The following is a 12,317-nucleotide window of genomic DNA, read 5'->3' on the forward strand; positions in this document are numbered from 1 at the left end:
TCGAACGGGTCTCAGGCAGTCGAGTTCGTTTGCAAGAACCGTCCACCCGACCTTAGTGGCGTGAACCACGCTCTTTCAAAGCTATTCTCGACAATGCTCATCCTTCCACCAAGTTTTTGAAGGCGCTTGTCGAAAAAGGCCGATGTTCCCTTTGCCTAAACTTTGTCCTTAGTGGTTTGCCTCAGAACCAAGCGCGTAGAGGTTCGCGTGTGTCGCGCTGGCGCGACACCATCTTGCAGCCACAGCAAAACAGTGTCCGCTACTTGTTTTCCAAATCCGGAAACTCCGCAATGTACAGTAGACAGAGCAGGCCAACATTCCGAGGCTTCCTTGATGTCGTCGAAACCAACGATCTGAAACTCTTGGCCAACCTTAACATGCGTTTCATGGCAGGCATTGATCATCCCAAATGCGACAAGATCATTAAAGCAAACCGCAGCGTTGCATTCCGGATGTTCTCTAAAAAGATCAATGGTGGCCTCGTGCCCAAACGAACGGCTGGATTTCCCGGTTCTAACAATAGGTTGTAAGCCGTTATCTTTCATTGCTGCAATATAACCGGACAGCCTTTCCTGAGTGACTTCGGCACCATCCAAGCCACCAATGAAGGCGATGTGCCGCGAACCCGTTTCTATTAGGTGTTGCGTTGCCGCCCGTCCGCCATCTGCATAATCCGGGGCGATGAAGGGAAACCTCGCCGTTTCGCTTTCAACGTGCCGCAAGACCTGCATCAAAGGGATGCCGGCGCGCTCAACCGCGGATATGGTGTTTGAAACATCGCCATAAGCTGGCGACAGGATCAAGGCAGAAACCCCGTGCTCCAGCATCGCGCCCACAACCTGATCCTGAAGCTCGGGGTCTTCGTTTGTATTGGCCACTACGACCGCATAGCCTCGGGACCCCAGTGCCATCTGTAATGACGTTGCAAACTCGGTGAAAAATGGGTTCGTCAGGTCGTTGATTACCAAACCGATGAGCGCAGTCCCGGACGACCGCAGATTTGCCGCCGATCGGTTATAAACATACCCGATCTCTTTCATCGCTTCATGAACCAGCTTGCGCGTTTCTTGCTTAACTTGCGGGCTACCCTGCAACACAAGGCTTACCGTCGACTTTGAAACGCCCGCCGAGTTGGCGACATCTATGATCGTGGGTCTGCGCATTCAGGCTATTGTTCAACTCCATGCAGGCTGAGAAGCGTGGTCATACGTGCTTTAGCCAGTTCCGGGTCCGAGAGCAAACCGGCCTGATCCGCCAGCCTGAACACCTGCGCGTAATGACATATGTCTCGGCTGGATTGGAACCCACCCGGCATGATGAAATGCGACTGCGACCCGTTCAGCCAAGCCAGATAGGCGATCCCTGCTTTGTAGAACCGCGTTGGGGCACGAAAAATCTCGCGGCTGAGCGGCACGGTCGGCGCGAACAGCGCGTTGTAGCGCTCCATGTCGTTCATCGCGAGAGCCTCAAGCGCTTGGCTGGCGGCCGGAGCAATCGCCGCGAAAATCCCAAGCAGAGCATGAGAAAAATGCGCACCATCTCCGGCAATCAGGGCGGCATAGTTGAAATCGTCACCGGTGTAGAGACGCACCCCGTCGGGCAATCGCGCCCGGAAGGCTTCTTCATGTGTCTGATCCAAAAGGGATATTTTAATCCCATCGACCTTGGCCGGGTTTTCGTTGATCAGGGACAACACAAAGTCGCTGGCCGCATCAACATCTGTGCTACCCCAATAGCCGGTCAGAGCAGGATCGAACATGTCCCCGAGCCAGTGCAGAATTACGGGCTCCGCAGCCCCATCTATCAGCGCGCGATAAACATCGTGATAAGTGTCCGGACCCGCATTAATCGCTGGAAAGGCGCGTGACGCCATCAGGATCAGTTGCCCTCCGGCGGCTTCAATCGCTTCGGCCTGATGTTCGTAGGCCGACAGGATTTCACCTGCTGTGTTCAACGCGCTCAACGGCAGATGATCGGTCCCTGCCCCACAAGCCACCCGAGGCGACAACGGGTGTGCCTGCGCAGCCTTCATAGTGCGCTGGATCAATTCCAATGCAGTTTCCCAGTCAACGCCCATACCCCGCTGCGCAGTGTCCATGGCCTCGGCCAGCCCCAGTCCCTGATCCCAAAGCCCCTGACGAAAACGCAAGGTCGCGTCCCAATCTACCGCAGGGCGCGTATCCCAGGGGTTACGTTCCGCAAGCGGGTCTGAAACCACATGCGCCGCAGCAAAAGCGGTGCGCGTCAAAGGTACTTTCGGAGCACGCGGCACCAACGGCGTGCCGGTCAGGGCATAGGGCTCAAGCTGCCCCTGGGGATTTGGCAAAATCAGTTGCATCGTCTCAGACCTCCAAATCCAGAACCAGTATACCGTCGATCCCGCCAACGGCGTTCTCGACAAGCTGAGCGCCCAGTGCCTTGTGCGTTTCGTTGTTTTGATAGGTGTCCAATGCGGTCCAGTCTTTGAAATCGATCACGAACCCATGCATATATCCACGCTCTATCTGCTCAGGACTTTCACTGCGGCCTCCGGTGAACCCGCTGGCGCCCGGAAGGGCCTCGGACACGTCCGCGAGGCCTTTATAGATGCGCTCTATGGTCTCTTCGGTCACATCGGGGCGGAATTTGGTCAGTACGATATGGCGGATCATTGCGAGATACCCTGATCTTGTTTGATCATGTCAGCGGCCTTCTCACCGATCATGATTGTTGGTGCGTTTGTATTCGAGGAGTTAACTGTCGGCATGATCGACGCGTCCGCGACGCGCAATCGTTCGATCCCATTGAAGCGCAGGCGTGGGTCCAGGACGGCATCGGCATCACTGCCCATCCGGCAAGTCCCAGCGCAATGGTGCGATGTTTTGGAATGGACGCAGATGAAGTCGAAATACTCCTGCTCGGTCTTTACGTCCGGACCCGGCAGGCGTTCTGCCAGAATGTATGGCTTCAGAGCATCCTGCGCGAGAATGTTCTGAACCAGCTTCAGACCGCGAATGGACATCTCGCGATCATACGGATCAGCTAGATAGTTGGGGTCGATCAGCGGCATCGCCGCAGGATCGGAGCTTTTCAACCGGACCGTCCCCCGGGACCGCGGGCGCAGGAAACAGGCATTGAGTGTGACACCACCGTTGGGCATGGCTTCGACCCCGGCTTCGATGCCGGTGCCAAGCCCCAAATGCATTTGGAGGTCTGGCGAGCGCACCTCCGGGTCTGCGTACCAGAACCCGCCAGTTTCAAACAGGCTGGACGCCACCGGCCCCTTGCGGGTGAACATGTATTGCAGGGCTGCAAAGGCCGATAGGTGCAGCTTGGCAAAACGGTCATAGGTATGCGGGCCAGTCACTTCGCAGATGGAATACAGATCCAGATGATCCTGCAAATTCGCACCCACCTGAGGCTGATGAAAAATCGCTTCGATTCCAAGACTGTCCAAATGGTCCGCCGGACCAATACCCGACAATTGCAACAGGCGCGGTGAGCCGATGGCCCCGGAAGACAGAATAACCTCTTTGGACGCGGTGATCTTGTCACCGTTCATCATTTCGACACCGGTCGCCTGACCTTTGTCTTCCATGATCCGCCGTACCTGAGCCCCAGTGCGTACCGTCAGATTCGGGCGGCTGCGGTTGGGCGCTATGAACGCCATCGCGGCAGAAGATCGTCGCGCATTTCGCTGGGTCAGTTGATAGTATCCCGCGCCGTCCTGTTTCGCGCCATTCACATCACGCGTTTCAGGAATACCCACCTGCCCGGCGGCCTTGATGTACGCGTCGCAGATCGGTAGAGGCGCTGCGGGCATGGACACGCCCAGCGGTCCACCCTTGCCATGAAACTCATCGTCATAGGTGTCGTTGTCTTCGGACTTTTTGAAATAGGGTAGTACATCAGAATAACCCCACCCCTCGCATCCCATTTGCCGCCAGTCATCGTAGTCTTGCGCAGCACCACGCGTATAGATTTGCGCATTGATCGCTGATCCACCGCCGATCACCTTGGCCTGTGTATAGTTGAAGACCTTGTTCTGCATGTGTTTTTGCGGAACCGTGGACCATCCCCAACTGCCAATACCTTTAGTCATCTTTGCGAAGCCGGCGGGCAGGTGAAAGAACGGGTGGCGGTCGGATGAACCGGCCTCAAGCAACAGTACCTTAGCTGATGGCTCTTCCGACAAGCGCGCAGCAATGACCGAGCCTGCTGAACCACCTCCGATGACAATGAAATCAAATCCTTCAGACATTCTGATGCGCCCTAGCTTACAGACGTGAAATCGACAGACCGCCATCCACCGGGATGGCGGCGCCGTTGGCAAAATGCATCTGCCCCTGAACCAGCGGGACAACGACCGACCCAATATCCTCGGGCTCACCCCAGCGTGCTGCGGGGACAAGACCGCCTTGGATACGGTCGGTGTACTTATCACGCACGCCTGCCGTCATCTCGGTTGCGATGATGCCCGGTCGTAGCTCAAAAACGCCGATGTCATGAGGGGCCATACGCACCGCGAACAGTTGAGCCATCATCGCCGCAGCCGCTTTGGACACGCAGTATTCTGCGCGTTCAATCGACACCATCGTCGCGCTGACCGAGGTTACAAAGGTGATCGAACGATAGGTGTCTTGCGGCTGCTGCAACATGCGCCGTGCCACCTCTTGCGCCAGAAAAAACGCACCGCGCAGGTTGATGTTCTGAACGAAGTCCCAGTTTTCAGGCGTCAGATCCAGCATGTCGCCACGTACCGGTGCGCCGACACCGGCATTGTTGATCAAGGCTGTGATCGGGCCAAACTCGGACTCGACCTGATCCAGTAGTGTCGGCACGTAATCAATGTCGGACACGTCGTGCTGCACATAGATCGCATTTTGACCAAGCTGGGCCAATGCCGCTTGCACGGCCGGTTTGTCAGGTGCCGAGCGAGAGGCCACAGCGACCTTGTACCCCGCCGCGATCAAGGCGCGCGCAATCCCAAGGCCAATGCCTTGTTGTCCTCCGGTCACCAATGCTGTTCCGGTCATTCGGAAAACTCCGTTTCAATGATGTGACGCCCCGTCCTGAGCGCGAGTGCAGCTATCGTCAGGGCCGGGTTAACCGCCGCAGAGGTCGGCAGAACCGACGCATCGACAATGAACAGGTTCCGGTGGTCGTGGCTGCGGCAATACGTGTCGACGACGCTTCGAGCCGGATCGTTTCCCATTCGAGCCGTGCCGCATTGGTGCGACGGCGTGCGCCGGTCAAATGGCCGTGACAGCAACACCGGGAAACCCGCTTGTTTCAGATGCGCCTTCAACTTAGCCACAAGGGCCTCATGCGCCGCCCAATTCGATCGTTTCCAGTCCAGCCTGATCTGATCACCTTCGACCGTCACGCGGCTATCTGGGTTGGGCAGGTCCTCGGACATCGCGTAGAAATCGAAGCTTCGATTGGCGATCAGTGCAGCAATCGGTCCCGGCAGTGGCGTCTGCGACGCAAGGATCGGTCCGGTGATCTTGCCCAGCATCTGAATGTTGCCCAAGGGCATGCCGCCCTGCCCGTCGCCGTTGTAATAGTCGTTGAACATCAACGTCTTTTGATAGACGGCCCTGTTTCGGCGCAGAGGATGCAAGGCCAGCACAGCCGAACAATTGTGGTTCATGAAATTTCGACCGACCTGATCGGACCGGTTGCCAAGACCGGTTGGACAATTTTCGTTCGCAGATTGCAGCAGCAACACCGACGATTGAACCGCACCCGCTGCGAGCACGATGACCGGCGCGAGGAGCGTACCGTGACCGTCAACTTCGACACTTGTAACGCGGCCCTCATTGCTGGCGGTGATTTTTCGAACGCGCGCGCCGGTCAACAGCTCGACATTCCCATGCTTCAACGCCTTGGCGAGCGCACTGGTTTCGGCATCCATTTTTCCATTGCACGTATTGGGAAACGCGTCCCAAGTCGTTTGCCCTGCCTCCAGCCATGTGTCGATATCCACGCCCAAAGGCACCGAGGACGGCGTAAGACCCGTGTGGCTTAACCGTTCCCTAAGGTCGGCGATGTCCACCTCATCTGGTACGGGTGAGTGCGGGTAGCTTCTGCTGTGCTGCGGTTCAGTGGGGTCTTCTTCGATGGTTCCATGCACGTCATACAGCTGTTCCGCCCTGGTGTAGTCTGCCTCCAACTCTTCGTAAGACATGGGCCAACCTGGCGAATGCCCCCCATATGCTGACGCGGCTCAAAGTCCTCTTGCCGATAGCGTATCAAAGCTGCTCCGTAGAACTTTGAGTTGCCGCCCACGCAGTAATAGTTTCCGGGATTGAAAGGATTATCCGCTCCGTCCAGCCAAGTTTCGTCGGGGCGAAAGTGTCCATTGGCAAAGATCGCCTCTGGATCTCGATCCTGCTGCGAGGGTTGCAGCCGCTCACCCCTTTCAAGGATCAGAATGCGGCGACCCGACGGCGCCAACGCCGCAGCCAACGTTGACCCCCCGATACCCGATCCAATAATTATGACATCAGCCCGTGTCATGGAAGAATTCGCATCTCGCTTTCCGGATCAAAAGCCACGGCCTTTTCCATGTTCACCGCAAAGTTGAAGTCCTGACCAGGCGCGACCTCGGCATCCGAGCGCATCCGCGCGATCACATCGCGACCACCCAGCTGCATCGAGACAAAGGTGTCCGACCCGGCGGGTTCCGTCACTACGATCCGGTTGGCCATCTGTGCGATGTTCGAGGATTTTCGATCCGCCCCGTCCATGTCGGTGATGGTTTCAGGGCGGATACCCAACAGAATCTCGCGCCCATCCCAAGCGGCCAAGTTGTCCTGACTGAATGGAAGTTGCGCCATTGATCCATCGTGTACAGCGACCTCTGCATGAGGACGGCCGTTCAGGACCGCGACCTTTGCCGGCACCACGTTCATTGCGGGCGAGCCCATGAAGGTCGCCACAAAAATATTTGCGGGCGTGTCATAGATCTCTTGCGGCGTACCCAATTGCTGCACATAACCGCCGTTCATCACCGCGATACGGCTGGAAAGCGTCATCGCCTCAATCTGGTCATGAGTTACGTAGACGATGGTGGTTCCGAGGTTCTGATGCAGCTTCTTGATTTCGGTCCGCATGTCTACCCGCAGTTTCGCATCGAGGTTTGAAAGCGGCTCATCGAACAAGAAAACATCGGGATTCCGCACCAGCGCGCGTCCCATGGCAACCCGCTGTCGCTGACCACCGGAAAGCTGACCGGGCTTGCGGTCCAGCAGTTGCTCGATCTGCAACAGCTTGGCGACCTCGGCCATCGCCTTTTCCCGCTCGGGCTTGGGAACACCATGCATCTCAAGCCCAAAGGTGATGTTCTGCCCGACCGTCATGTTCGGGTACAAAGCATAGCTTTGGAAGACCATGGCGATGTTGCGGTTCGACGGATGCACCCCGTTCATCACCTGATCCTTGATGCGAATCTCGCCGCTGGTGATCTCTTCCAGCCCCGCGATCATGTTCAGAAGGGTCGACTTGCCACAGCCCGACGGGCCGACAAGTACAAGGAACTCACCTTCCTGCACCGAGATGTCGACCTTGTGCAGCACCTCGACCGTCCCGTAGGATTTGGTCGCGTTGTCTATGTCCAGAAATCCCATGGGACTTTATCCTTTCACCGAACCCGCCATCAGGCCGCGGACGAAGTATCGACCGGCCACGATGTAGACGAGCAGAGTTGGCATGGCGGCCAGAATGGCGCCAGCGAAATGAACGTTGTATTCCTTCACACCGGTTGACGACTGCACCAGATTGTTCAGCGCCACGGTCATCGGTTGGCTGTTGGCGTCGGCGAAGGAGGCACCAAACAAGAAGTCATTCCAGATGTTGGTGAACTGCCAAATGATCGACACCACAGCGATCGGCCCAGAACTGGGCAGAAGGATGCGCCAGAAGATCTGAAAGAACCCGGCCCCGTCGATCTGCGCCGCCCGGATCAGCTCGGTCGGGAACACGGCATAATAGTTGCGGAAATACAGCGTAGTGAAGCCGATCCCATAGACCACATGCACCAGCGCCAGACCCCATGTGGTACCGGCCAGACCAATGATCCCCAGCATCCGCGCCATCGGGATCAGCACGATTTGGAACGGGATGAAGCAGGCAAAAAGCATCAGACCGAACAGGATCGTGTCATATTTGAAGCGCCATTTGGTCAGCACATACCCGTTCAGCGCGCCAAGGATGGTCGAGACGATCACCGCCGGAACCACCATCTTGATCGAATTCCAGAAGTAGGGCTTCAGACCCGTCGGATCGACGCCGATCTGGGCCGAGGACCATGCCTTCAGCCACGGCTCAATCGTAAAGACCTGCGGCAGGTTCATCATGCCGCCGCCCGTGATCTCTTCCAGTGGTTTGACCGAGTTTACCAGCATGACATAGAGCGGCAGCAGGTAGAACAGCCCGAACAGCAGTAGCACCAGATAGATCAGCGTGCGCGTGACGCGGCCGGTGCGGATTGCGGTATCCTGAGTTGCTTGGGACATCAGCGTTTCTCCCGCAATTCGGCGTAGAGATAGGGGATCATGATCGCCGCAATGGTCATCAGCATGATCGTGGCCGAGGCCGCGCCGATCCCCATCTGGTTCCGCGTGAACGTGTAGGAATACATGAAGGTTGCGGGCAGTTCGGTTGCACGGCCCGGCCCCCCTCCGGTCAGGGCGATCACAAGGTCAAAGGTCTTGATCGCAAGGTGGCTGAGGATCACGAAGGCCGACAGAAACGCAGGGCGCAGCTGCGGGATGATGATCCGACGATAGAGGTTCCAGTTCGAGGCCCCATCCATCTGCGCCGCGCGCAGAATTTCGTTGTCGATGCCACGCAGACCGGCCAGAAACATCGCCATCACAAACCCGCTGGTTTGCCAAACCGCGGCCAGTACCACCGTATAGATGGCATAGTCTCGGTTCTTGATCCAATCGAACTCGAAACTGGTCCAACCCCAGGAATGCATGACATTTTCCAGACCGATGCCGGGGTCGAGGAACCATTTCCACGCGGTTCCGGTGACGATGAAGCTCAGCGCCATCGGGTATAGGTAGATCGGGCGCAACAGACCTTCGCCGCGGATTTTCTGATCGAGGAAGATTGCCAGACCCAACCCAAGGCAAGTGCAGATCACGATATAGAGGCTCGCGTAGATCCCCATATTGATCAGCGAGGTTTCCCAATGGCTCAGCCGCCATAGTTTGTCATAGTTCTCCCAGCCGACCCATCCAAAGGTCGGCAGAATGCGGCTGTCGGTAAAGGACAGATAGACCGAGAACAGAATGAACCCGTAAACAAAAACCGTCATCATCGCGATTGATGGAGACAGGACCAGTTTAGGGATCCAGTTCTGAAGGCGAGTCTTGAAATCCGCGTCGGCTGAAACAGCCATGGCGCGCCCTCCTGCGAGTAGAAACTTAGGCGTTGAACACCCTGTTGGGACAGGGCGACCCTAAAGCCGCCCCATCGGGAGGATCACTGGATCACTTGGCGATAGACACAGCGTCGACCAGTTCAACCACGGCAGTTTCGCTGTCATATTCACCGTTGAAATGCGCCGTGACGACGTCATAGACCGCGTTCTTGACCGAAGCGGGCGCCGCGTGGCCGTGTGCCATCGACCCGAACAGATTTCCGGAAGATGCCGCAGCCGCCAGGTCTTTCATGCCTTGCTGGCCACATGCGTCCAACTCGCTGCCATCCACATCCGTGCGCGCAGGGACAGAGCCCTTCACCTTGTTGAAGGCAATCTGGAAGGACGGCGACAGGATGGCGCTGGCAAGCGCGGCCTGTTCAGCCGAAACCGCACCGCCCTGATCGAACATCATGAATTGGTCAGCATTGAAGGTGACCTGATCCTGAGTGCCGGGGAAGCGGAAGCAAAGGAAGTCCTCACCCGGTACCTTGCCCGCGTTCAGGAATTCGCCCTTGGCCCAATCGCCCATCATCTGGAAGCCGGCCTCGCCGTTGATGACCATTGCCGTCGCCAAGTTCCAGTCGCGACCCGAGAAGTTCTCGTCAACGTTATCGCGAATAAAGGCCATACGATCAAACGCTTCTTTCATGGCGTCACCACCAAGCGCCTCTTCATTCAGGTCAACGAAGGCCGCTTTGTAACCGTCCGGTCCAAGGGTCGACATTGCGATGGCATCGAACACGGTTGCGTCCTGCCAAGCCTGACCGCCATGCGCGATCGGGGTCACACCAGCCGCTTTCAGTGCTTCAACAGCGGCGACAAACTCATCCCAGTTGGTGGGCTGTGCAATGCCGTTGGCGTCCAACACCGCTTTGTTTGCCCAAACCCAGTTGGTCGAGTGAACATTCACCGGCGCCGAAACCCACTTGCCATCGTATTTTGCAAACGCCTTCAAAGCGTCTGGCACCACGTCGTCCCAGCCTTCCTGAGCGGCGACGTCGTTCAGGTCCGCCAATGCACCCTGAGCGGCCCAATCCTGAATGTCGAAACCAAGGCCCTGAACAGCTGTCGGCGCGTTGCCTGCCGTTACGCGAGCGCGCAGGACGGTCATCGCCTGCTCGCCGCCGCCACCTGCAACCGGCATGTCAGTCCAGCCTACGCCTTGGCCGGACAGGTCATCCTTCAGAACGTTCAGCGCTGCGGCTTCACCGCCAGAAGTCCACCAGTGCAGAACCTCAACTTCTTCGGCCTGCGCCAGGCTGGATGTACACAGCAGCCCGGCCACAATTACCGACTTTGTTCTCAGCATTTTACGCATTGTTGTTTCCTCCCTAAATGCGATCTTCTTGAATGGAGCACCTAACGGCGCACCGCTCAGTCTTGCGACACCCATGGTGACCGGCTGTTACCGATCCGCATGACTACCGATTTAACCTCGAAAAATTCCTCGAACCCGTAACGTCCGATTTCCCGCCCCTGCCCGGATTGTTTGACGCCCCCAAAGGCGACCTCGGGGAACCCGTCCATCCAGGTGTTGGTCCAGACCGTGCCCGCTTCTGCGCGTCGGGCGAATTCAAGACAGGTGTGGACGTTTGTGCTCCAGACCCCTGCCGACAGACCGTAAGCGCTATCATTGGTGAGCGCGATGGCTTCGTCCAGTGTTTTGAAAGTCAAAACGGACAGAACCGGCCCGAATACCTCATCACGGGCAATGGGCATGTCGGGCGAGACGTCAGAAATCACCGTCGGCTGATAGAACTGAGCACCGAGGCCTTCGACCTCCAGCGGCTCACCACCCAGATCAATAGTCGCACCGGACGCCTGTGCCTGTTTGACATACGCGTCGATTTTTAAGTTGTGCTCAGGTGTTACGATAGCTCCAACCTGCGTCGTCGGGTCCAAAGGATCGCCGAATTTGACATTGCGCGACAAGGCAACGACACGCTCACGGAAATCGTCGGCGATATCTTCGTGCACAATGATGCGACTGCTTGAATTGCAGCACTGGCCGACATTGAAATAGACGCCGAAAACAACGGCATCCGCCGCTGCATCCAGATCGGCATCGGGAAAGATGACCTGAGGGTTCTTACCCCCAAGCTCAAGCGCGACCTTTTTGAGCGTATCCGATGCTACTGCGCTGATCTTCTTGCCTACCGCGGTCGAACCGGTAAAGCTGATCATATCCACGCTGTCATGGCTCGACATCACGCTGCCAACCGGAACTCCGTAGCCCAAAACGACATTGCAGACACCTGAGGGTAAACCGGCTTCGACCAACAGCTCGGCAAGCATCAAGGTTGTTGACGGTGTCATCTCAGACGGCTTCACAACAACAGTGCAACCAGCGGCCAATGCAAAGGGCAGTTTCTGGCTCAGGATCCAGAACGGGAAGTTCCATGGCGTAATGATGGACACGACACCGATGGGCTCCTTCAGCACGACACCCATCATGTCTGCGCCGAGAGTGCTATGACTGTCGCCGTGCGTACTGCGCGCCAATGAAGCTGCATAACGCCAAAGGTCTGCAGCACCGCTCACCTCGCCCTTGGATTGGCTGATCGGCTTGCCGCTCTCCAGCGTTTCGATCAGGGCAATGCGGTCGACGTTCTGCTCGATCAGGTCTGCAACTTTCAGAAGAACCGCTGCCCGTTCTTTGCCGGATGCGCGGCTCCAGATACCGCTGTCGAAAGCCTTGCGTGCAGCTTGAATGGCAGCTTCGGTCTCGACCTCTCCGCCCATTGCAGAACGGCTTACAATGTGACCATGTGACGGGGACCGACGCTCAAACGTCTCACCCGAAGCACTATCATGCCATTTTCCGTCAATGAAGTGCCGACCCTCAAACATAGGTGGCAGCTCGAACGGGATAGCAGGGTTGATGGTTATATCTTTCATTTCG

11 protein-coding genes and 1 pseudogene are annotated in these 12,317 nt (G+C 57.2%); all 12 read right to left on the minus strand.

Annotation, left to right across the window (positions count from 1 at the left end):
• Positions 1–155: 155 nt before the first annotated feature.
• Complete coding sequence (locus tag ACOQOY_RS03780; RefSeq protein WP_420584156.1) at positions 156–1,163, minus strand: LacI family DNA-binding transcriptional regulator; 1,008 nt, start codon at positions 1,161–1,163, stop codon at positions 156–158.
• A gap of 5 nt (positions 1,164–1,168) precedes the next feature.
• Positions 1,169–2,338 (minus strand): dihydrodipicolinate synthase family protein, encoded by a 1,170-nt coding sequence (locus ACOQOY_RS03785; protein WP_420584157.1) that lies wholly within the window; start codon positions 2,336–2,338, stop codon positions 1,169–1,171.
• 4 nt (positions 2,339–2,342) lie between these two features.
• On the minus strand, positions 2,343–2,651 hold the full coding sequence (locus ACOQOY_RS03790) for a Dabb family protein (protein ID WP_420584158.1): 309 nt from the start codon (positions 2,649–2,651) through the stop codon (positions 2,343–2,345).
• A complete protein-coding gene (locus tag ACOQOY_RS03795) occupies positions 2,648–4,240 on the minus strand; it encodes a GMC family oxidoreductase (RefSeq protein ID WP_420584159.1) in 1,593 nt (530 codons plus the stop codon). The genes ACOQOY_RS03790 and ACOQOY_RS03795 overlap by 4 nt, the downstream gene beginning before the upstream one ends.
• 16 nt (positions 4,241–4,256) lie before the next feature.
• A complete protein-coding gene (locus tag ACOQOY_RS03800) occupies positions 4,257–5,015 on the minus strand; it encodes a 3-ketoacyl-ACP reductase (protein ID WP_420584160.1) in 759 nt (252 codons plus the stop codon).
• Positions 5,012–6,169, minus strand: a complete 1,158-nt coding sequence (locus ACOQOY_RS03805) for a GMC oxidoreductase (protein WP_420584161.1) — start codon at positions 6,167–6,169, stop codon at positions 5,012–5,014. The genes ACOQOY_RS03800 and ACOQOY_RS03805 overlap by 4 nt, the downstream gene beginning before the upstream one ends.
• A gap of 260 nt (positions 6,170–6,429) precedes the next feature.
• Positions 6,430–6,501 (minus strand): annotated as a pseudogene (locus ACOQOY_RS03810) (hypothetical protein); the annotation flags it as partial.
• Positions 6,498–7,610 (minus strand): ABC transporter ATP-binding protein, encoded by a 1,113-nt coding sequence (locus tag ACOQOY_RS03815; protein ID WP_420584162.1) that lies wholly within the window; start codon positions 7,608–7,610, stop codon positions 6,498–6,500. The pseudogene ACOQOY_RS03810 and the gene ACOQOY_RS03815, both read right to left, overlap by 4 nt.
• Before the next feature lie 6 nt (positions 7,611–7,616).
• Positions 7,617–8,498 carry a carbohydrate ABC transporter permease gene (locus tag ACOQOY_RS03820; protein WP_068340098.1) on the minus strand — a complete coding sequence of 294 codons (882 nt, stop codon included), beginning with the start codon at positions 8,496–8,498 and terminating at the stop codon, positions 7,617–7,619.
• Entirely contained in the window at positions 8,498–9,391 is an 894-nt protein-coding gene (locus tag ACOQOY_RS03825) for a carbohydrate ABC transporter permease (protein WP_420584163.1), read from the minus strand. The genes ACOQOY_RS03820 and ACOQOY_RS03825 overlap by 1 nt, the downstream gene beginning before the upstream one ends.
• Positions 9,392–9,482: 91 nt before the next feature.
• Entirely contained in the window at positions 9,483–10,733 is a 1,251-nt protein-coding gene (locus ACOQOY_RS03830) for an ABC transporter substrate-binding protein (protein WP_420584164.1), read from the minus strand.
• A 56-nt stretch (positions 10,734–10,789) separates the two neighbouring features.
• A complete protein-coding gene (locus tag ACOQOY_RS03835) occupies positions 10,790–12,313 on the minus strand; it encodes an aldehyde dehydrogenase family protein (RefSeq protein WP_420584165.1) in 1,524 nt (507 codons plus the stop codon).
• Between the last annotated feature and the right edge of the window lie 4 nt (positions 12,314–12,317).

This window comes from Ruegeria sp. (assembly GCF_965221235.1).
Lineage (GTDB): Bacteria > Pseudomonadota > Alphaproteobacteria > Rhodobacterales > Rhodobacteraceae > Ruegeria.